Genomic DNA, 22957 nt, shown 5'->3' on the forward strand with positions numbered 1-22957 from the left:
TCGCTTAAGATTGGTGCCGAAGGCCGGACTCGAACCGGCACAGCTTGCGCCACCGCCCCCTCAAGACGGCGTGTCTACCAATTTCACCACTTCGGCAAGTAGTTATTGTGTTCCTTTGCTGCTATCAACCGGTACTGGAATTTTAGTTTCCGGCACACTGGTCTGTTGAGGTATTGCTTGTTGCGTCGCTTTTTGATATTGCGTTGAAACAAGATAAGATAAAGTTAAGCTTGTTATGAAAAAGGTTATAGCTAGGCCGCCTGTTAATTTAAACAGAAAGCTTCCAGTTCCTTGACTACCAAAAACAGTATTTGAGGCACCAGAACCAAAGGCAGCACCTATATCGGCACCCTTGCCATGCTGGATTAATACAAGACCAATTAAGGTAATAGCCACTAATACATGAATCATTAAAATTAGCTGATACATTTAATAATTTCCACAAACTGCTGTGCATTAAGTGATGCACCGCCGATCAACCCACCATCAACATCAGGCATTGCAAATAATGCTTTTGCATTTTTTTCATTTACACTTCCTCCATATAAAAGAGAAATTGTATTTGCATCTTCCTCGCTAAACTCAGCAATGATAGACCTGATAGTCGTATGTACCATCTGAACTTGTTCAGGAGAAGCTGTATGGCCTGTTCCTATAGCCCAAACAGGTTCATATGCTACAACACAATTACTAAAACCACGTCGATTCTCTTTAGCTATAGCACGTAATTGGGTAGCTAATACTTCTTCTGTTTCACCTGCTTGACGTTCTTTTAGTGTTTCTCCCACGCATAGGACCGGTATCATATCATGATCTTTAACATGGTGGAATTTATCCGCAACAAATTTTTCATTTTCGCCAAATAAGGTTCGACGCTCAGAATGTCCAACTAGAACATATTTACACTGATAGTCTTGCAGCATCAACCCCGATAATTCACCGGTATAGGCGCCTGAATTTTTAGGGTATACATTTTGTGCACCCCAGCAAATATTACTTTCACTTAAAAAATTACTTACTAAAGGCAAGTAAATAGCTGGCGGCATAACAACACATTCGGCAAAAATAGAACTTGGCATTAGCTCAATTAGTTCAGTCAATAAAGATCTAACTGACTCTAGCTGCCCATTCATTTTCCAATTACCAGCTACAATTTTTTTCCTCATTTACTCTCCATAATAAACGGCCGCAAATATACCTTAAAGGGGAAGCCAACGTCAATCATTGAATTTTTACATGGTGAATATATTTAATTCAGCATTACAAAATCTAACCTAGTCTAATAATTAGTAATCTAAATCGATTTGCATAATATCATCTCGTAATTGCTCAGCGTATCGGGTTACAAGCTCTTTATCTTCGCCTTCAACCATGACTCGTAATAGTGGTTCAGTACCTGAAGGTCGTAATAAGACTCTACCTGTTTGCTGTAATTCTTTACGTAGCGTTTCAACTAAATCTAGTACGCGTTTATCTTTGGTTAAAGTTAATGCATTTGGGGTTTTAATGTTTAAAAGGATTTGTGGGCATAATTCAATACCTTGAGCTAGCTCTGCTAAAGTTTTACCGTGCATAATCATACAAGCTATAACTTGTAAAGCGGCAATAATGCCATCACCTGTTGTGGTTTTATCTAAACAAACAATATGTCCTGAAGATTCACCGCCAAGTTGCCAATTCATCTCTTTTAATGCTTCTAATACATAGCGATCACCTACATTAGCGCGCTTAAAAGGTATATCTAGAGCAGCTATAGATTTCTCAAGGCCATAATTACTCATTAAAGTACCAACGACACCTCCCTGTAGTACATTACGCTGTTGTCTATCTTTAGCGAGGATATATAGTATTTGATCACCATCAATAATATTCCCTGCAGCATCTACTAAAATTACTCTATCGCCGTCACCATCTAGAGCAACTCCTAAATCTGCACTATATTGTAAAACTTTTTGTTTTAAATGTTCAGGTGCGGTTGAACCACAATTGTCATTAATATTAAGGCCATCGGGCTCATTATAAATTGTGATTACTTCCGCTCCTAACTCATTAAAAACATTGGGGGCAATATGATAAGTAGCTCCATTAGCGCAATCAACGACTAATTTAACCCCAGTTAAACGAGTTAACGATGAGATAGATGATTTACAAAACTCAATATAGCGACCTGGCGCATCATTAATGCGTCTTGCCTTACCAAGATTGCTGGAAGAAACAATTTTTAAAGGCTTATCAATTTCCTCTTCAATGGCTTGCTCAATATAATCAGGTAATTTACTGCCATCGGCTGAGAAAAATTTAATACCATTATCTTCAAATAAATTATGAGAAGCACTAATGACAATACCTGCATTAGCACGCAAAGTTTGTGTTAGATAAGCTATACCTGGCGTCGGCATAGGCCCTAATAAATTAACATCCACACCTGCAGCTGACAAACCAGCCTCAAGTGCTGACTCCAGCATATAACCTGAGATACGTGTATCTTTACCAATAATAATCTTGTTGCGATGACTATTAGCAAGTACACGGCCTACTGCCCAGCCTAATTTTAATACAAACTCAGGATTAATATTTGATATCCCTACCTGCCCCCGAATACCATCAGTACCAAAATATTTACGTTGGCTCATTCCTTATTACCTTTTAAGTTATTATTAACATGCATAATAGCATCTATCATCGTTAGTGCTTGTTTTGTCTCGACTACATCGTGAGTTCTAATTATGTTTACCCCATTTAAACTGGCAAATACATTAAGAGCTATACCACCAATAGCTCTTTCATCGACATTTTTATTTAAAATAGCTCCTATAGTACTTTTCCTTGATACTCCCAACATCAGTGGTAGATGATGTTGAGTAAATTGCGCTAAATCCTTAACTAGTTGTAAATTATGCTCAATAGTTTTACCAAAACCAAAGCCTGGATCAAGAATAATGTTATCTTCCTTTATACCTACTTCTAGACAACGTTTAACTTGATTTTGAAAAAATTGGTTAATCTCAGCAATAATATTTTCATAGTGAATAGGTAGGCTTTGCATCGTTTCTGGAATACCCTGCATATGCATTAAGCATACAGGAACTTGTAATTTCGCCACTAAATGAAGTGCAGCTTCATCTTTTAAAGCCGTTATATCATTGATAATATTTGCGCCTGCTTCCACTGCCGCCTGCATTACTTCTGCTTTTGTTGTATCAATAGAAATACAGCAATCTACTTCTTGGCGTAGTTGCTTAATAAGAGGAATGACTCTGGCTAGCTCCTCTTCAATACTAATAACTTTCGCGCCAGGTCTAGATGACTCTCCACCGATATCTAATATATCAGCGCCTTCAGCAAGCAATTTACGGGCATGAGCTAGTGCTTGGTTAAGACTGAAATAATGACCACCGTCAGAAAAAGAATCAGGCGTTATATTAATGATTCCCATAATTAATGGAGCTTGATATTGATGCGGATTTAAACTTATTTGTTGCCGCCAAGCTTGAAACTGATGAATATTCATGGGTAACCTTGATTCTTATTGCTTACAAATATAATTTAAAAAATCGAAAATCTGATAACAGACTTTTCCAGCTGCAATTAATTTTTTAAGCCTTTTTATGTGCGAAGCAGAGGTGCGTTTGAGCCCTTTTTGGAACGTTGTTGGACATGGATGTCCAACATTGAGCCGCAGGGAGGGTCTCGGCGTTTTCAAAAAGGGATCAAATGCACCTCTGCCTGCTCCGGCTAATCGCTTGAACACTTAGCCTGACGACTATGGGCCGAACCCAATATAGTCAGCTAATTTGTTGGGCTAAGGCCCAACCTATCGTTTTTGCTTCTTAAGGATTAATGTTCTTCCGCTGGGCGATCGACGGGTTTTCCATTAATTACTTTAGTATCAGACTTAGGCGTATTATCTGAATCAAAAGATTTTAATGTATCCCAATCATCTGGTGGTGAAGGAGGCTTACCGGCCATAATTTCATTAATTTGCTTAGTATCAATTGTTTCGTATTTAATTAATGCTTCTGCCATTAAATGAAGAATACCCATTTTAGCCACCAAGATATCTTTGGCACGTTGGTAATTTCTAGTAATAATTTTATTAACTTCTTCATCAATTAATTGAGCAGTCTTATCAGAAATTTCTTTATTATGACTCACGCTACGACCTAGAAAGACTTCGCCTTCTTCTTCACCAAATGTTAATGGACCAAGATCCGATAAGCCCCAGCTAGTAACCATCTTACGAGCAATTTCTGTGGAGCGCATAATATCATTTGATGCGCCGGTTGTAACATTTTCAGCACCAAAAATTAACTCTTCAGCAATTCGGCCACCAAATAAACTAGATAATTGACTTTCTAAGCGACGTTTACTATGGCTGTAACGATCCTGTTCAGGTAAGAACATAGTCACCCCTAAGGCGCGTCCGCGTGGAATTATAGTAACTTTATAAACTGGGTCGTGCTCCGGAACTGACAAACCAACAATAGCATGGCCTGCCTCATGATAAGCTGTTAATTTCTTCTCATTTTCATCCATCACCATTGAGCGTCGTTCTGCGCCCATCATAATTTTATCTTTCGCTTTATCAAGCTCAAGCATAGTAACTTTTCGCTTATTAGCACGTGCTGCAAATAAGGCAGCTTCATTAACCAGATTGGCTAAATCTGCACCTGAGAAACCAGGCGTACCACGCGCAATAGGTAATACTTCAACTTGCTTATCAATAGGAACTTTATTTAGATGAACTTTAAGAATTTGTTCACGGCCACGTATATCTGGCAATGGCACCACTACTTGACGGTCAAAACGGCCTGGACGTAAGAGAGCCGGGTCAAGTACATCGGGCCTATTAGTTGCTGCAACAACAATCACACCATCATTACCTTCAAAGCCATCCATTTCTACTAATAGTTGATTAAGTGTCTGCTCACGCTCATCATGACCACCGCCTAAGCCTGCTCCACGATGTCTTCCTACTGCATCAATTTCATCAATAAAAATAATGCATGGCGCTTGTTTTTTTGCTTGCTCAAACATATCACGTACGCGTGATGCACCTACACCCACAAACATTTCTACAAAGTCTGAACCTGAGATAGTAAAGAAAGGAACCTTCGCTTCTCCGGCTACTGCTTTAGCTAAGAGCGTTTTACCTGTTCCTGGTGGTCCTACTAATAATACACCTCGCGGAATACGTCCACCTAAATTCTGGAATTTGCTTGGGTCGCGTAAAAAGTCGACTAATTCTTTTACTTCTTCTTTTGCCTCATCAACGCCTGCTACATCAGCAAAAGTTACTTTAACTTGATCTTCTCCTAGCAACCTAGCACGAGAGCGACCAAATGACATGGCACCACGGCCACCTCCGCCTTGCATTTGGCGCATAAAAAATATCCAAACACCAATAAGCAATAACATTGGGAACCAATTTACAAATAAATGTAATAAAAAGCTTTCTTGTGGTTTTTCTTGACCACTGACTTCGACCTTATTTTGTAGTAGTTGCCCTAATAAGGCATTGTCCTGCATAGGCATATAGGTTACAAAACGCTGGTTATTTTTGGTTGTTCCCCGAATGACTTTATTATCTTCAACAGTAACAGAGTTAATCATACCCTGGTCAATTTGGGTTAAAAATTGACTGTAAGGAATTTTCTCTGTAGTACCATGCCGAGGTCCAAAATTACTAAACACAGACACCAGCACGATAGCTATAACAAGCCACAAAAATAAATTTTTTACCATGTCGTTCAAAGCATTAACCTCGATATGTGCGAATTTTTACGCTAAACAATAAAGTTACTATAAATTATAGCCCTTCGCCAGCATATACGTTTCATGCGAGCGAGAGCGAGATGCCGAAGGTTTACGAATTACTACTTTATCAAATTGTTGGCGCGCTAATTTAACTAGATTATCAAAGCCAACTCCATGAAAGATCTTTATTAGCATAGCACCACCTGGCTTAAGCATTGTCTCTCCAAAATCAAAAGCTAATTCTGCTAAATACATAGCTTTTGGAATATCTATTATTCTCGAACCACTCATATTTGGGGCCATATCTGATAAAAGCAAGTCTAAACCTCTTTTAGGTATCAAATTTATTAATTCTTGGAAAACTTTTTCCTCTTGGAAATCACCTTGAATAAAGTTGACACCTGGCAATTCAACCATTGGCAATAAATCTAAAGCAACAATTGTTCCATTTCCCTTTAATTTTTGTGAAATAAATTGAGTCCAACCGCCTGGCGCTGCTCCTAAATCTACAATAGTCATGCCTGGTTTAATAAGATGTTCTTTTTCATCGATTTCTTTTAATTTATAAACAGCTCGACTACGATAGCCTTCTGCTTGCGCTTTTTTGACAAAGATATCTTCAAAATGTTCTTTTAACCAGCGGTTACTACTTTTAGAACGAGGCATACCGTATAAAAAATATCGACTTACTTATTATAATACTCAAATTTACTATCGTTTCCCAGCAAAACGTGCAATAATTTAACATTTAAATGAGATTACGTTGTGGATAGCACATTTAGACGAAACCTTAAAGCTAAAGCTCATCATTTAAGGCCCGTTGTTTTAATAGGCGCTAAAGGCTTAACTACTGCTGTTCTAGAAGAAACCGATGTTGCTTTAAATGCCCATGAATTAATTAAAATTAAAATTAATGGCGTTGAAAAAGAAGACCGGCAAAAAATGGCCAGCGAAATTTGCCAGCAGTTACGAGCAGAACTTGTGCAAATGATTGGCAACACTGTTATTGTTTACCGGCAGAATACTGACTAATACCCTATTCTAGGTATTCTTACCTATCTATGTAGGAAGTATGTTGAAGTAACGCAATAAACTTCCTTAACTACTTTTGATTCCCTTACCTCCTATCAATACGTTTCATCATGTCATTATGTTATTAAATATTGTTTAATTTTCACTTGCAAATGAGAATGATTATCATTTATATTAAATTATTTTCTATGTGGAGAAAATTATGGCTTTAGCTTACAACCAATTTGATGAATTAAGTCATCAATTACGCTTTCTCCTTTTTGAAATTGGTATTGGCTTATCACACCAAACAATGAAAGACGTCATAAAGGAAGCTCATAAATCCTGCTTAAACCGTTTGCAATATGCTGCTTTAAAGGAAAAATTAATTGATAAGCCATTTTATAGTTATCATATCTCTGATTTTATAGATCAATTACAGCTTAAGTTAAAAATCTCTAGGCCAGAAAGTCGATTTTATCGTTGGGAATTATTAACAAAAGAGTTAAATGAATCTATTGCCAATGAAACTATGGCTTTAATTTATCGACAACATTGGCAGACAGAATTACGCAAGCAAATACGAAGTGAAAGCTCTTTATGGTCTTGGCTTTCTAAGCAGGATTTAAAACAAATGCTGCTTTTTACAGAGCAGTGGGGCTGCATTGGTCACCCGTATCATCCAAATTATCGGGCGAAAATGGGCTTAAATCGACGAGAAGTATTGCAATACTCGCCTGAATTTAATGCTCAAGTCAATTTACATTGGTGTGCTCTCCACCAAGAAAAAACTCATATAACTGCTATTAATAAAACTTATTTAGAGCTAATGGCTAGCGCTTTTCCTAATGATTATGCAAATTGGCGCTATAAACTTCAGTGTCAACAATTAAATCCAGATAATTTTTATCCTATTCCAGTACATCCCTGGCAATGGCGTAATCAATTACAAACAAGCTTAGCTTCTTTAATTGATGAAAAAAAATTAATTTTGCTTCCTCATCATCAAATTACGCAGCCTTCTATGTCTTTAAGAACGATGATACCCGTTGAAAGTCCTTTATATCATTTAAAATTAGCGCTGGCAGTTCATACAACCTCAGCTATCCGGACAATTTCACCGGCGTCAGTTGAAAATGGACCCATTTTATCAAAGTGGTTAACTGCTCTCTTAAAATCACATCATTACTATGACAACACGCTTTTTCTTGCTCGCGACATTGCAGGTGCTCGCCTACAAGATTCCGCTTCGACATCTATTTTATCTAAGCAATTTGCTTTTATTTTAAGAGAAAGCCCCTTGCAATGGGCTAAAGAGAATCAACAACTTATTCCTCTAGCTGCTTTATTTGTTAATTCACCTCTATCTAATCAGCCTTTATTACTTGAAATAATACAAGCTAGCGGAATTTCTCCAGAGCATTATTTTACACAATACTGTCAATGTGTCCTTAAAGGACAATTACATTTATTAATGCGCTATGGAGTTGCATTTGAAGCACATCAACAAAATACGCTGATTGTTTTTGAAAATCATCAGCCTAAATCGCTTATTATTCGTGATCTAGGCGGTATATATGTTTGCCAAAATGATGATTTTAGAGAAGCGAAAAACCTTGCTTTGCATCCAGAATCAACCATTACAACTTATAATCTAACCGAGACTTTTGATAAGTTTATCTATAGTAATCTGCAAAGTAACTTAGCTTATTGGATTAACTGTTTATGTAAGTTTAACAACTTTAGCCCTGCTACTTTGTGGCATATTGTATACAAAATATTAAATGGTGAATTAGAGCAAATGGTAAAATCAATTAAGCCTAATGTCTTAGCTTGGTATCGTCAACGTTTATTGCAAGAGTTATGGCCACATAAAAGCTTATTAATGATGCGCCTTGCGCCTAGTGAAAAACATAATCAATTTAATTCACTATCTAACCCGCTGAGCCAATTTAATGTCTAAGTCATTGGCAAATATACTTTTTATCAGCCAATTGTTAATGTTACTTGCCCTAGAGATGGGCAATCCTTTCTTGCCCTTGTTTATTGCAAACCAAAATATAGCTATTGAGAAAGCAGCACTTTATAGCTCCCTTGCTTTCATACTGCCAATGGCTGCTAATATTCTTATGGGGCCTATCTGGGGAGTCATAGCTGGACGCTTGGGTTATAAATCCATGTTAATAAGGGCTGCCTGGACCTTAGTTATTACACAAGGTTTAATGATTTTTGCCAATAATATTGCAACTGTATTAATCATTCGATTTATTCAAGGTGGCTTTGCTGGTTTTATTGCAGCGATGCAAATGTATGTATTGTCACTTAACTTAAATGATAAAAAAGCACAACAATTAGGACGCCTACAATTTAGTAAAGCGCTGGCAACCAGCCTCGCAGGCATAATGGGTGGTAGCCTATTAAATTTACTTAATTTTCAGGGTTTATTTTTTGTCGCAATGATTTGCTGTTTTATAGCCACAGTGATAATTCAAAAAGGCCTACCTATAACGGAAAAATCTGCGCAGTCTGCTAAAAGAAGAAAGCCTTTTTTAACCTTGGAGACTTTTCCCTATTTCTTAAAATTTGGTTTATTAATTTTATTAACTCAAATTATAAAATTTTTACCGGAACCAATTTTTATTCTTTCAATCAACAACTCACTGAGTTGCAATACAATTACATTGGGTCTTTTATATTCAATGCCTGCTTTTGGGCTATTTTTAAGTACTAATTTTTGTGGCAAACAATTTGATAATTGCCGTAAGCAGCCCAGAAAAATTAAAGCTTACTTAATTAGCTATAGCTTGCTAGGTGTTTTAATCATGTTGGGGCATGCTGTTTTTACAAGCTCTATATTAGCTTTAGGATTTATTCGGCTTTTATGGGGTTTAGTGCTTGGAGCTTTGTTACCCGCTCTATTTTGTCTTATGAGTGATCGCTTTGAGCATTATGGTTTTGCAATAGGCTGGGCAAATACATTTGCGAAAATAGGTAATTTAATTGGTATTGGACTTGGAGGTTTTTTAAGTAACTATCTTGCTGTTTACTATTTATTTATTTTATTAGCATGTGTTTATGCGTTAATAGCGTTCATTAGCCTTTGCTCTAGTTTCTTGCCTGCAAAAGACATCCTTTATCCAAACCAACAGTCTTTAGCTGTTACCTAAAATTTAAAGATAAACCAGGATAAGCATGAATAAACGGTCTTATATCATAATATTACTAGCATGGACATTAGGTAATTTTAGTATTCAATTAATTATGCCAGCTCTACCTAAATTAGCAGCTGACTTTCATATTAGTACCCGCCTTGCCCAATTAACTATTAGTATTTTTTTACTAGGTAAGGCAATAAGTATCATTCCCTGGGGTTATATATCAGAAACGATAGGAAGAAAACCTATCTTTATTTTAGGGTTATTAACTTTTTCCTTAGCAAATATTTTTGCTGTGTTAAGTCCTAACATTTATTTACTTTTGTTAAGTCGATTTTTGCAAGGAGTTGGTGTTGGTGCTACTGTACTTATTGGGCGAGCAATGGTTAATGATAGTCAAAATGAGCAGCAAGCAACAAAACAATTTGCTTTTTTCTTTTCTCTAAGTGGCATTTTAATTTGTTTCATACCGCTGCTAGGCGGTTTTATTAATACTTATTATGATTGGCCAATGGCTTTTTTAGTTATGGCAAGCTACAGCTTTATCTTATTCGTTTATTGTCGAGGAATCAGCGAAACTATACCTAAAATCCGAGCTAATTATAGCTTAACAGATAGCCTATTATTAGTTTTTAAAAACAGGCTTTTTGTAAGCTACCTCTTAATCTCGGCACTTATGATGGCAGGAGAATCAGCCTTTAATACTAGTGCGCCCTTTATTCTAATAAAAAATGCTCACTATAGTATTGAAGCTTTTAGCAATATTAAAACGATTATGTCTATTTTGTATGTTATAGGAACATTGATTTGTGGTTCTTTAGTAAAATATTGGCGCAGCGACTATCTTGTCAGTATTGGGATTAAGCTGTTTACAGCTACTGCTTGTCTAATGTGGCTCTTTTATTTCCTTGGTTATACAGTTGCTGTAACTTTTATTTTCCCTATGATGATTTATTATTTTGGGACGGGGTTTATTGTTGCTTGTGCAACGGCAGCTTCTGTTCGTCCTTTTCCCAAACGGATGGCCATTGCACTTGCATTTTCTTTATTTTGCCAATTTAATATTTCTGCTTTATTTAGCTTAGTGAGTAGTTTAATGGCTATAGAGAGTGTTAAACCATTTATGTTTTTAATTTCAGCTATCAGTCTTTTGAATTTAGTAATTTGGTATTATCGCCCAACTCAATTAAAAATAGTACCAACTATGTAAGCTTTTAATTCTAATAGAAATTTATAGAAAGTTTTGCAAATTGTTAATAACAATCAGAAAGCTTATTTAATCTATAGATTTTCTTTAGTAAAAAGGCTCTAAGCATTAGTTTATTGAGAATAAGTAGACCCATAACAACCTAGCTATAATACAAAAATTGTAGCTTAGGCAACCGCTCTATTTATGCAATCAGGTGACAGCCTTAATAGTATTGTATAAACTTAAATGGTTTCTATCGCATATTAGAGCTTGGTGGCAACAAACTCTAGTAAATATATAATGGTAGATAAAGCATTTTAGCTCACTTTATAAATCTAGAATTAAAATATAAGGTGAAAATTTAAATAAATGTATCCAGACACATAATGCTAAAATATATACCAAATGCACTTACTATTTTTCGTTTAATATTAATAGTTCCTTTCCTAGCGTTTTTATATTTTCATAAATACGCGGCTGCATTTTATTTATATATGATAGCTGGTATTACTGATAATTTAGATGGCTGGTTAGCTAGGCATTATAACTGGCAAAGCCTTTGGGGCTCTTTTATGGATCCCTTAGCAGATAAGCTCTTGATTGCCAGTAGTTTTATTTCTTTAGCTCTATTAGGCTCTTTACCATGGTGGCTAGTTATCTTGGTCTTTTTACGTGATTTAACTATTTCATTAGGGGTTATGGCCTGGTATTTTTTTATACCTAACCAAATCTATTTTAAACCTACGCTGTTGAGTAAATTCAATACTATGTTACAGCTCGTTCTAGTTACTTTATGTTTATTTGAACTAGCTTTTGTTAAATTTATTCCTAATCATATTTTTGATAGTCTAATCCTATTAACTGCAGTAACCACTGCAATAACTTATTTTGATTATGTTTGGACATGGGGTAGAAAAGCATACCTAATATGCAAATAAATTCTCAGCTAGCATTAACTATCCAATTAAATCATCAAGCAACTTTAAGTAATTTTTGCTGGGGTAATAATTTGTTTTTAAAACAACAGATTGATCATCTCTTAGCAGGCCAAGGGGAGCGTTTTCTCTACCTTTGGGGCGATAGTGGTTACGGAAAATCTCATCTTTTACAAGCATGCTGCCATGCCATAACGCAAACATCTGTTTATCTACCTCTAGATTTATTAAAAGAATGGGGGCCTGCGAGTATTGAAGGGATGGATGAGCAACGACTTATTGCAATTGATGATATTGATTTGATTGTAGGAGATAAATTCTGGGAGGAGGCGCTTTTTCACTTATATAACCGTGTGCGCGAAAATGGCAATACTATTCTGCTAATAGCTGGTAAAAAAACACCTGCTTATCTAGGAATTCAATTGCCTGACTTACGCTCACGATTAGGCTGGGGATTAGTTATTCAAATACAAGAGTTAACTGATGAATTAAAAATTACAGCACTACAACAACATGCTGAACTACGAGGAATTAACTTATCTAGTAGCGCTGCCTTATTTTTAATTAATCGCTGTACTCGTAATATGCATCATCTTTATAAAATACTTGATCAGCTCGACGAAGCATCCTTGGCTGCGCAAAGAAAAATTACAGTACCTTTCATTAAAGCTGTTTTAAAAATTTAATTAGTTGTTAAGAATGGATGGGTGATTTGAAGGCAAATCTTTAGCTGCAAGATATTCTAAAGATACATCAGCTGAGTTGTCGTTATTACCTGAGGCGCTTGCAGTAAACATTGAATAACGTATTGCTCCATTTGTATAAAATTCTTGCTGGCCTATTCTAGAGCTCACTATTTCTACCTCTCGCCTCTGTGAAGAAGGATGGCTTAAATCATTTAAAAATAAAAAACGACTTTCGTCAGAAGAATCTAGTTCAAAATTATTACTTAACTCATAAAGTTTGTTTTCTTCCAAGGAATGATTAACCACTGGCTGAGTTCTACAGTTTGCAAGATTTCTTTGCAATCTACTGTATTCTGTGCCAAGTACTTTAAATGCTTGTTGCGTGGCCTGCAGCTCACTTATTTCTTGCTTTCTAGCAATAAACATTTCTTCTAAATATTTTAATTTTGCCTTATCTTTCTTAACCAACTCAGGATCGCACAATTCATCTATCTTTTCTCTATCTAAGCCAAACCAACTGCCAATTAAGTTTTCAATACCCGGGCGCTCTACAAACCAGTAAACAGCAAGAGCCATTAATCCTACAAATACACTCGCTATTAAAATAGGCCAAAACGTCCCAGTAACGGCTGTTGTAACTAATCCAGCTATAGCTGAAGCGACTGTCTGCCCTGCACAAAAGCCACCGCTAAAAAAGAAGATACCTGTAATAGAAGCAACAACTATTTTACCCACTTTAAGTGCTGGCCGCTCTAAAGATATTCTAAGGGCTTTACGTTCAATATCTAAGTCGTTATACATTTGAATTAATAGCTTTATAAGCGCAATATCACTTTCAATTTCATTAAGCTTCTTTTTATAAAGGATATTGTTGCGTAAGTTGCCACTAATATTTTTAATGTATTGTACTTTTTTAAGGTAATTATCAATCAACTTCGGTGCACTTTTAAAATTAACACCTAAGTTTTTAGACACTTCCCATAAGTCAAACGCATAAAAAAGTGCAATAGATATTACAGAACAAGCAAGGCCAACAGCAAAAGCAATCATTGTTGGCAAAGATGTGGCAGTCAATAGTGTGCTGATATCATCAAAACCTTGACAACCAAAAAAAATAGCACCCGCAATAGCTAATAAAATAAATTTAGCCTTTGCAGTCCAAGGTGCTTTTCTAGCTCCATCTTCCTTTTTATTGTTCAAGGGTTTAAATCTTTAAAAATGACTATATAGTCTAATAAAAGCTACTGACTTACGCCTACTGTTGTTATCTTAGCTATTAAAAGCAAAACATTGTTATACAATTATTAAATGTTTAGTTTTAGCTGGAAATTACCTATAGCGCTACCTATTAATAAATATAACTTCACACTTAAATCAACTGCTAAATAGCTGCAGATAACGTAAGAGAAGGTGCTTCTTTGATATAATGGGTTAGTCTTGCTGAAACTAACCACATAACGATTCCAATAGCTAAGGTAGCTAAGCCTATATAAGCAAACACATCGGTATAAATAAGCAGCGATTCTACTCCGGGTTTAACATTTTGTGGTAAGGCAGTCATTGAAGCAACCGTTGCACCAACAAAACCTGCTATGGAGGAAGTTAAAAACCACATTCCCATTACAAAACCTGCAATATGAGCGGGAACTAATTCGGCGACCATAGCAACACCTAAAGCAGATACTAATAATTCACCTGTACTTTGCAAAAAATAGCTTCCAATTAGCCACCAAGATGACACCATGCCTGACTCATCATGTAGAAAGCGCGCAAAAAATAATAAGCTAAAGCTTAAACCGCAGCAAATCATACCTGCCGCAAATTTATAAGGAATAGAAAATGAAATAGTATGCTTATTAAGCTTATTATAAATAAAAGCTAATACTGGGCTCATAATAATAATCCAAATTGGATTTAACGCTTGAAAACTCTGCGGATCTAACGTAATACCGAGTAATGTAGGTGTCACATTATTAACAGCAAATAAGTTTAATGAGGTAGGCATCTGTTGATAAAGAGTAAAAAAGACGACAGCTTCGATCATTAAAATAAATGCAACAAGCATGCGCATGAAAGATTGTCGCTCTTCACGATACATATAAAAGAAATAAATCGCTGTAATACAGATAGTAATCAACCAGACTAACTGTTGTGTCAGCATAACATGCTGCAATAGGTACGCGGAAAATAAGGTTACAACAATAATACCGGCTATAATTAATGCCCATTGCCAAAAACCAATTCTTTTCACATCAGCTGGCGTATTAATGTGCTTAACATACTGACGTTGAAAAACGTAGTTAACTACCCCTAAAACTAAGCCAATAAAACTAAGAAAATAAGCGTATGCATAACCATATTTGGTAGCAATAGCAGGCCCCATAAACAAGGCAAAGGTAGAGCCTAAATTGATAGCCATATAATATAAAGTAAAGCCACTATGCAGCCGCGGGTCATTATCTTCATAGCATTTAGCCAGAAGGCTAGAAGGATTAGCCTTAAATAAGCCATTACCGACACAAACCAACCCTAGAGCTAAAAAAACCTGATGCGTATTTGCAATAGCCAAGGATAAATAGCCTAAAGCAAGCACTATTAAACCTAATACAATGGTACGTTTAGTTCCTAGTATTTTATCACCTAAATAACCACCAAAAGCCACCATTCCATAAACTAAAGCAGAAAAAGCGCCAAAAGTATAATATGCTTGAACTTCATCAAAACCTAACGCTCGAATAAAATATAGAGTAAGAATGCCTTGTACTGTGTAAAAACCAAAGCGTTCCCAAACTTCTAGCATAAAAATCATACTAAAAGCACGAGGCTGATTATTAAAAAATACGCGCATATTTTCCCTTTGCTAGCTTCATTAAAGTTAACCTATATTACTTTAAAAAAGATTGCAACCCGTGTGCCATTAGGAAAGCTGTATATCATCAGGTCTACCTTCACGCTCACCGTCTCCCTCATCATCCTCTTCTTCATTTTTTAAGGGAACCGACATTTTCTGATTATTGGTAGTATCTGCTTTATCAAAGCTTGGAAGAGTTAAGACAGATTTATCAATGGGATACTCATTTAAAGAGCTATTAGGATGTGCGGTCCCCGGCATCATCCCAAGTCCTAATTCCATAACAGCTTCAGAATCATAGTTAGCATGCGAAGACTCATCTATAAGTTTATTTACCTCTACTTCAGAGTCTTTTAGCACTTTATCATTATCCTTATCGAGGCGAGATTGACTATTTAATTCTTCTAATTTGAAGTTATCCTGATAGTCTTTAAAGTTATCTTTATTATCATGCTTAGAGATTTCTTTCTCAGAAACTTTTTTTGTATTAAAACCTAATTTCTTAGCTAGGAAAGGTATTGCTATTCGACTAACAAGATAGACTATACCCGCTGCAGCACAAGCAGCTGCTACGGCAAAACCTATAGGAGGAAAAGCAATAGCAACAGCCGCGCCTACTAATATCCCAGCTGATAAAAGAACAGCTGTCACTTTATCTACAACAGCTAAATGATCACGTTTAGCTAATTTATAAGTAAAAATTTCTTTCTTATCATATAAAGCTTGTAAGGATTTACAGCGATTAGCATATTCTGCTTTTAAAGTGATATATTCTTTTAGTAAATTAGCCTTTTCATTTTCAGTTGCTTGCTCTAACTGGGTCCTTAGTGACTGTGCTTTTAGTTGTAATTTATTTAAATTCTCTGTTTCTTCGTGAATATGTTCAGCGATATTTTTTAAGTCTTTTTTAAGCTGATGACGCTGATATAAAAGTCGCCCTAAAGTAAAAACAGCGTTACCTAAAATAAAGCCTGCTGTTATAACAGTAATTATTGGTATTGCGCCAGGAAGAGCTATCATTAAAGCAGCTAATGCTACCATTGCGCCTGCGTAAGCCCATTGCCCTGTTTTTGATAAAGTTACAGGAACTTTCTGCCCAAGCAGAGCCGCTGCCAAAAAAATTGCAGGAATTCGAATAAAATCAAGAATAGCTAAGCCTAATCCTAAACCATGAAAAGAGGCCTGAGCAACGTTTGCGCCTGCGGCAAAATTTTCTTTTAGCTGCATTAAGGCACTAAAATTTTCCCCAGCATCATTAATACGATCAAATATCTCACTTAAGCCAGGTATCAATTTAAACAGGTCTAAAATTTTAGCTTTTTTGGTTATAGGTTGCGGTTGGAAGTGGATAGGCAAACTCATCTTTTCTAAATCATTAAGCGCATCTGTAGATTCCACTCCTGTAGTGCCTTCTGAGGTTTCTTTAAGAGACATATTGACAACTCATCTATTACTTAAGGTTCATTTTAAGGTCATAGCCTTATATGTTTTAAGGCTCTTTAAATGCATTTTCATAAACAATTTTTAATTGGTTATACAATCAATTATTATAGCTTATAATTTTATGATTAAATTTTAGATTTTTAATTAAAACTTAAATAAAAAGTAATTGATTTATCGTTTCATTTAATAACAATAACTGTTTGCAAGATTAAGAAGATTTAAGATTAAGCAAAGCCGAACAGTTTATAACTCGGCAATATTATCTAGCGTGATCGTTTAAGCAATTCTAGAGAACTAACTAGTTATTTTTAGCTTTACTATTATATAGCTAATCAAGATAGCGTAATTGCTACTTGCCACTTTTAAGGAAGAAAGTTATATTGATTTTTTTAATAATAAAAATAATTAATGACAAAAAAAGCACTTTACTTAGCAGGTGGTGGTGCTCGTGGTGCTTATCAAGCCGGGGTTCTTAAGGCTATTAGTACCATCCTTAACGTTAAGAAAATTCCTTTTGATATGGTAAGTGGCGTCAGCGTAGGTTGCTTAAATGCAGCCATTTTAGCTGAAAACGCGCTCGACTTCCCTGCAGCTACCGAAAAACTTGAAACAATTTGGTGTGATATTTATTGCCAGCAAATTTTTAATGCAAGTAATTATGAGGTAAGTAAATCTGTCTTAAGAAATTTAATTCCCATGCTTATAAGACGTAGTCATTATGGCTACTTGCTTGACACGTCACCTCTGCGTAAATTTATTACTAAAACAATTGATTTCCATCAGTTAAATGAAAATATTAAAAATAATCATTTGACTACTATGGAAGTACTTAGTCATTGTTATGAAACCCAGCAAACCATTTCATTTTATCAGCATTCTAACTCACAATTTGAAGATTGGGATTACCCTCGGCATGCAAGCTTTCGTACTGATTTACAAATGGAACATATTTTAGCTTCCAGCGCCCTACCATTATTTTTTCCAGCCGCAAAAATTGACCATTCTCATTATGGCGATGGTAGCATGGGCTTAGTATCACCATTACGTGGCGCTATTCGTTTTAAAGTAGATAAAATATTAATTTTAGGTACACGCCAATTACCTACCTCTTTGTTTTATGAAGGTTCTCAAAACGGCAATATTGGTTTTGCCCGCATTTTAGGTGGCATGCTAAATAGTTTATTTATGGATAACCTAGATCGCGATATTGAAATGGTAAATCGCATGAACGAAATTGCGCGCTTATTGTCTTTGTGGAAAAAACGCCGTTCCCCTTGGCGGCCAGTACAAACTATTCATTTACGACCTAGCGTGGCGATAGGGCCTATTGCACAAGCACATTATAATAATATGCCAGTATTACTTCGTTTTATGCTTAATTTATTAGGGGCTAAAAGCCACTCTGGGGATTTACTGAGTTTCTTATTATTTGAAAAAGAATTTACCCGCGAGCTATTTCAATTAGGATTCGATGATACTATGTTAGCTCGCAATGTTGTGCTTGAATTCTTTGAATAGGTTAAACTACTTAACTGCCATTTTAGCTTTTAACTTATTTAAAACATCAGTAGTATCAGGCTTAAATTTATGCCAAATTAAAAATGCTTCCGCGGCTTGCTCTACTAACATCCCCAGACCATCATAAGCGAGACAACCCAACGCACTAGTAAAAGCAACGAAACGAGTAGGATTTTTTAAATCATAGGCTAAATCATAACAATAAGGTTTATTAGCCAAGAGTTCTCTTGGTAAAAAATCTATATTGCTCTCACTTAAACTTGCTGACGTTGCATTAATAATTAAGTCAAATTCTGCTGTAAGATTTTCTATTTCAGCAACAGTTATAAGTGGAAAATCCTCTGCAATAGCTAAAAGCTTTCCCTTTGTTCGATTGACTATCGTTAAGGTTGTCTTTGCCTCTAATAGAGGACCGATAATTCCACGCGCAGCACCGCCTGCACCAAGAAGGAGAATTTTTTTATTGCTTAGATTAATGAAACGAGTTAGATCACGTATAAGTCCTATGCCATCAGTATTGTCTGCCCATAATTGTTGATCCTGCATCCACAAAGTATTAGCGGCTTTTGCTCTTAAACAACGTGGGGTTACTTGCTGAGCCATTTTAAATGCACGTTCTTTGAAAGGTAGAGTAATATTTAAGCCCCTACCACCTTGATTAAAAAAATCTGTTATCTGCTGCTCAAAACCCTTATCATCTCCTTGGATTTTTTCATATATCAATTCTTTATTTGCTTGATTTGCAAAATACTGATGAATGACCGGAGATAAGCTATGTGCAATGGGATTGCCTACAACAGCACAATGACTAATCATATTATACGCCTCTGTTTAAACATTTTATTTTTAATAGGATTAACTTTTAAATCATGGGCTGATACGCCCACCTCATCTTTTCTTAACATTTATTTAAAATTATCGCCCCAAAATCCTATTTCAACTTTTGGTGATCAATTTAAATCCGCTCTAAGCAATGAAAAAGAGCTAAAAAAATACAAATTAAAACCTGTTTTCGAAGAGCATCCTTTACATATTACCCTTTATCTAACGCAATATCCTATTAAAAATAACTCCCTACTCATTAAACGAGTTAAGAAACTAGCGCAACAAGCTCACTCCTTTACTATTACAACTGAGCGATTAATAGTTACGCCAAGCCGCTATATTATGCTTACAGTTAAACCACAGCCCTACCTTCAACACTTAAGTGATAGAGTGGTGCTATCGGTAAGTCCCCTACGTGATTATTCAGCGAGTATTCCTGCCTGGGCCGCTACTAATTTAAAGAAAACAAAAAGTTTTAAACACTATGGCAGTCCTAATGTCTTTGCTAACTATAATCCTCATTTTACGCTTTTAACGCCTTATAAAGTTTATCCGGTAGAAGAAGAGCGCAAATTAAGCCAATATTTACAACATATTGTAACAAAATTTAATCAGAATTACTCTCCTATAAACGCTTCAATCAACGCTATTGCTATCGGTTTTGCCGATGAGCAGGGGCAGATTATCAAAGAACTGGCGTCTTTCCCGCTTAAATAAGCTCATTTATTAGAGCTCCTGCCTAACCTACCTATAATTGACAGTAAATTTTTTCATTAGCTCGCTTTAATTCATGATGGTTTAGGCAGAAATTGCGCTTGCTAAAGAGTTAGGCGCTCATGAAGTTATTAATTATAAAGAAACTGTTATTAATTATGTAAAACACTTAACAAAGAATAAAGTTTTTCCTCTCACAGTAAAGCTTAAATTATGCCATAACCAAAAATAATTCAGTTATTAAGCTATGGCACTAATGAATGCTATGCTTGAAGGCTTTTTGAAACAATTTCACTTAAATCGCGAGACAAAGGGTGTATCTCTAGACGCTTTAGTTGCTCAAACATTAAAGCTTGTCTTTTCTCATCATAACGGCGCCAACGCGTAAAAGGGGTAGCTAGACGCGCTGTGATTTGTGGATTAATAGCATCCAGCTTAATTAACATATCGGTTAGAAATTCATAGCCGCTGCCATCTAGTGCATGAAAATGCTTTGGATTAGCATGTACAAAAGCCCCAATCACAGACCTTACCTTATTGGGATTTTTAAAAGAAAATGCAGGGTGGCCTAACAATTCTTTTACGTTAGCTAATGCATGGGGTAATTCACTTGTCGCTTGAACAACAAACCATTTATCTATTACTAATTCATCATTAGCCCACTGGTTATAAAAATCTTTGATTGCTTTTTCTCGTATAGTATTATTAGCGCAATTAGTTAATAGAGAAAAACTCACTATCTGATCAGTCATGGTACGTGCTTGTGAAAATTGTTGTTGACAAATAGCGAGAGTAGCTTGTTCGTTTGCTTTCATCATTAACCATAAACAAGCATTACGAAGTTTTCTTTGACCATAAGCTTTAGCAGTCATGAGGTGTTCCTCACGAACCCACAATTGCTCATACATTACTCGCGCTTGCTCATAAATACTATTACCTAATGCGGCACGGTAAAAATCACGAGCTGCCTCAATAATACCTACATCGGGATTTTCAACAAAACTAGTCACCTCTTCAAATTCAGGCGGCATTAGTAATTCTGCCCGCAAGGCAAGATCTTGTGATTCATCTTGTAATACATGGCTAAAGGCGGCAGTTAAATTTACGGGAAATTGCCATTGTTCATTTGGCTTTTTGCAAAAATCTGCTAGGCAAGAAAGCGCCAAACATTGCGCTGCATCCCATTTAGCAAATCCGTCAGTTTCAAAGCGCAATAGAGCTAATAAGTCATTTTGGCTAAGTGATCTTTGTACTTTAATAGGTGCTGAAAATTCACGTAATAAAGAAATAACCGGCTTAGTGTTAATATTTTCAAAGGTAAATTTTTGTTGCCGTTCACGTAACTCTACTAAATCCTGCTTAAGCGAGAAAGGCTGCCCATTTTTATTAAACAAAGCAATCCGAATTGGAATGTGAAAAGGCTGCTTTTCTAGGCACTCTGCAGTTGGAGGGCAAGTTTGAGTTAGTGTCAAAGTTAAGGTGTTATCCTTATACTCACTATCTACTTCAACAATTGGGGTACCTGCTTGACTATACCAACGCTTAAATTGTGTTAAATCCACACCATTAGCGTCTTCCATAGCCGCAACAAAATCATCAATAGTCACAGCTTGCCCATCATGTCGCTCAAAATAAAGGTCCATGCCACGACGAAATCCTTCTTTGCCAAGTAGCGTATGCTGCATACGAATAACCTCAGCGCCTTTATTATAAACAGTGGAGGTATAGAAGTTATTAATTTCTTGATAAGCTTCAGGCCTAACAGGATGCGCCATAGCTCCAGCATCTTCAGGAAATTGGGACGTACGTAAAACTTTTACATCTAAAATTCGGTTAACATCGCGCGAATTCATATCACGTGAAAATTCTTGATCACGAAACACAGTCAAGCCTTCTTTTAAGCTTAATTGAAACCAATCTCGGCAAGTTACTCGATTTCCAGTCCAATTATGGAAATACTCGTGAGCTACAACGCCTTCTACATCCGCAAAGTCTTGATCTGTTGCAGTGTCTGGCCTGGCTAAAATATATTTAGAGTTAAAAATATTTAATCCCTTATTTTCCATAGCGCCCATATTAAAATCACTAACAGCAACGATCATAAAAATGGATAAATCATATTCACGACCATAAACTTCTTCATCCCAGCGCATACATTTATGTAATGAGGCCATTGCATGACCGCACTTATCCTCATTGCCAGGTTCAACATAAATCCTTAAATCAACTTTTTTACCCGAACAGGTTATAAACTCATCTTTTACACAAGCAAGATTCCCTGCAACTAAGGCAAATAAATAAGAAGGTTTTTTAAATGGATCTTGCCAAACTACCCAATGCCGCCCCTTCTCTGCTTCTCCTGCCTCAATTAAATTACCGTTTGAAAGTAAAATTGGGTACTTTTCTTTATCAGCAGTAATTCGTGTAGTAAAAATTGATAAAACATCTGGTCTATCTAGATAATAGGTAATACGACGAAATCCCTCTGCCTCACATTGCGTACAAAATAATTGATTTGAGCGATAGAGTCCGGATAATGCTGAATTATTTTGTGGGTAAATACGAGTTACAATTGTTAAAGTAAATTGCTCTGGGCAGTTGTCAAGCAGCAAATCATCATTTTTAAGTCTATACTGATTCTTAGCAAGCAATTCATTATTTAAAGCGATGCTTATTAATTCTAATTCATCACCATATAAATGTAATGGACCCGGATGCAATCGCTTAAGCGTCATGTTATTTTCAACTAATACATAATCATCATGCAGATCAAAATCAAGGTAAATATTCTCTACCGCAAAATTTGGCGGCATATAGTCCTTCAAAAAAATAGTTGTGTCTGGCATGATGAATACTCCGGTTGCAGAAAAATA

19 protein-coding genes and 1 tRNA gene are annotated in these 22957 nt (G+C 36.0%); 8 read left to right on the forward strand and 12 right to left on the reverse strand.

What is annotated here, in order from left to right; genetic code table 11:
* Positions 1-11 precede the first annotated feature (11 nt).
* The 7 genes from ACNVED_RS14025 to rlmE all read right to left on the reverse strand — a co-directional run bounded on the left by ACNVED_RS14025 (position 12) and on the right by rlmE (position 6423).
* A tRNA-Leu gene (locus tag ACNVED_RS14025) sits at positions 12-96 on the reverse strand.
* A 6-nt stretch (positions 97-102) separates the two neighbouring features.
* Positions 103-429 carry a preprotein translocase subunit SecG gene (gene secG / locus ACNVED_RS14030; protein ID WP_419419603.1) on the reverse strand — a complete coding sequence of 109 codons (327 nt, stop codon included), beginning with the start codon at positions 427-429 and terminating at the stop codon, positions 103-105.
* On the reverse strand, positions 417-1166 hold the full coding sequence (gene tpiA, locus ACNVED_RS14035; RefSeq protein WP_419419604.1) for a triose-phosphate isomerase: 750 nt from the start codon (positions 1164-1166) through the stop codon (positions 417-419). The genes secG and tpiA overlap by 13 nt, the downstream gene beginning before the upstream one ends.
* 120 nt (positions 1167-1286) lie before the next feature.
* Positions 1287-2633: a phosphoglucosamine mutase gene (glmM, locus tag ACNVED_RS14040; protein WP_419419605.1), complete on the reverse strand. Its 1347-nt coding sequence runs from the start codon at positions 2631-2633 to the stop codon at positions 1287-1289.
* Positions 2630-3511 (reverse strand): dihydropteroate synthase, encoded by an 882-nt coding sequence (gene folP, locus ACNVED_RS14045; RefSeq protein ID WP_419419606.1) that lies wholly within the window; start codon positions 3509-3511, stop codon positions 2630-2632. The genes glmM and folP overlap by 4 nt, the downstream gene beginning before the upstream one ends.
* A 326-nt stretch (positions 3512-3837) precedes the next feature.
* Positions 3838-5745, reverse strand: coding sequence for an ATP-dependent zinc metalloprotease FtsH (gene ftsH / locus ACNVED_RS14050; RefSeq protein ID WP_419421209.1), 1908 nt, complete (start codon positions 5743-5745; stop codon positions 3838-3840).
* Between the two features lie 57 nt (positions 5746-5802).
* A complete protein-coding gene (rlmE, locus tag ACNVED_RS14055) occupies positions 5803-6423 on the reverse strand; it encodes a 23S rRNA (uridine(2552)-2'-O)-methyltransferase RlmE (protein ID WP_419419607.1) in 621 nt (206 codons plus the stop codon).
* Positions 6424-6522: 99 nt separating this feature from the next.
* Here rlmE and yhbY point away from each other — a divergent pair, with 99 nt between their 5' ends.
* From yhbY to hda, 6 genes are all read left to right on the forward strand, one after another.
* Positions 6523-6789 carry a ribosome assembly RNA-binding protein YhbY gene (gene yhbY, locus ACNVED_RS14060; RefSeq protein ID WP_419419608.1) on the forward strand — a complete coding sequence of 89 codons (267 nt, stop codon included), beginning with the start codon at positions 6523-6525 and terminating at the stop codon, positions 6787-6789.
* A 202-nt stretch (positions 6790-6991) separates the two neighbouring features.
* Entirely contained in the window at positions 6992-8731 is a 1740-nt protein-coding gene (locus ACNVED_RS14065; RefSeq protein ID WP_419419609.1) for an IucA/IucC family protein, read from the forward strand.
* Positions 8724-9935 (forward strand): MFS transporter, encoded by a 1212-nt coding sequence (locus tag ACNVED_RS14070; protein WP_419419610.1) that lies wholly within the window; start codon positions 8724-8726, stop codon positions 9933-9935. The genes ACNVED_RS14065 and ACNVED_RS14070 overlap by 8 nt, the downstream gene beginning before the upstream one ends.
* 25 nt (positions 9936-9960) lie before the next feature.
* On the forward strand, positions 9961-11133 hold the full coding sequence (locus tag ACNVED_RS14075; RefSeq protein WP_419419611.1) for an MFS transporter: 1173 nt from the start codon (positions 9961-9963) through the stop codon (positions 11131-11133).
* Between the two features lie 362 nt (positions 11134-11495).
* Positions 11496-12050 (forward strand): CDP-alcohol phosphatidyltransferase family protein, encoded by a 555-nt coding sequence (locus ACNVED_RS14080; RefSeq protein ID WP_419421210.1) that lies wholly within the window; start codon positions 11496-11498, stop codon positions 12048-12050.
* Positions 12047-12733: a DnaA regulatory inactivator Hda gene (gene hda, locus ACNVED_RS14085; RefSeq protein ID WP_419421211.1), complete on the forward strand. Its 687-nt coding sequence runs from the start codon at positions 12047-12049 to the stop codon at positions 12731-12733. Before ACNVED_RS14080 ends, hda begins: the two co-directional genes overlap by 4 nt.
* Here the strand turns inward: hda and ACNVED_RS14090 are convergent, their stop codons facing one another.
* The 3 genes from ACNVED_RS14090 to ACNVED_RS14100 form a co-directional block, all read right to left on the reverse strand.
* Entirely contained in the window at positions 12734-13933 is a 1200-nt protein-coding gene (locus tag ACNVED_RS14090) for a hypothetical protein (protein ID WP_419419612.1), read from the reverse strand.
* A 181-nt stretch (positions 13934-14114) separates the two neighbouring features.
* Complete coding sequence (locus ACNVED_RS14095; protein WP_419419613.1) at positions 14115-15581, reverse strand: oligopeptide:H+ symporter; 1467 nt, start codon at positions 15579-15581, stop codon at positions 14115-14117.
* A gap of 69 nt (positions 15582-15650) precedes the next feature.
* On the reverse strand, positions 15651-17018 hold the full coding sequence (locus tag ACNVED_RS14100) for a hypothetical protein (RefSeq protein WP_419419614.1): 1368 nt from the start codon (positions 17016-17018) through the stop codon (positions 15651-15653).
* A 417-nt stretch (positions 17019-17435) separates the two neighbouring features.
* On the opposite strand from ACNVED_RS14100, the gene ACNVED_RS14105 reads away from it, so the two are divergent.
* The gene (locus tag ACNVED_RS14105; RefSeq protein ID WP_419419615.1) at positions 17436-18545 is read left to right on the forward strand and encodes a patatin-like phospholipase family protein; all 1110 of its coding nucleotides are present in this window, start codon (positions 17436-17438) and stop codon (positions 18543-18545) included.
* Between the two features lie 6 nt (positions 18546-18551).
* On the opposite strand, the gene aroE is transcribed toward ACNVED_RS14105, so the two are convergent.
* Entirely contained in the window at positions 18552-19361 is an 810-nt protein-coding gene (gene aroE, locus ACNVED_RS14110; protein WP_419419616.1) for a shikimate dehydrogenase, read from the reverse strand.
* Between aroE and ACNVED_RS14115 the strand changes: the two genes are divergently transcribed.
* The gene (locus ACNVED_RS14115; RefSeq protein WP_419419617.1) at positions 19350-20087 is read left to right on the forward strand and encodes a 2'-5' RNA ligase family protein; all 738 of its coding nucleotides are present in this window, start codon (positions 19350-19352) and stop codon (positions 20085-20087) included. The genes aroE and ACNVED_RS14115 overlap by 12 nt on opposite strands.
* Before the next feature lie 260 nt (positions 20088-20347).
* Here ACNVED_RS14115 and pepN read toward each other — a convergent pair whose 3' ends face one another.
* Positions 20348-22930 carry an aminopeptidase N gene (pepN, locus tag ACNVED_RS14120; protein ID WP_419419618.1) on the reverse strand — a complete coding sequence of 861 codons (2583 nt, stop codon included), beginning with the start codon at positions 22928-22930 and terminating at the stop codon, positions 20348-20350.
* Positions 22931-22957 lie beyond the last annotated feature (27 nt).

It is taken from the genome of Legionella sp. D16C41 (assembly GCF_048541585.1).
Classification (GTDB): Bacteria; Pseudomonadota; Gammaproteobacteria; order Legionellales; family Legionellaceae; genus Legionella_C.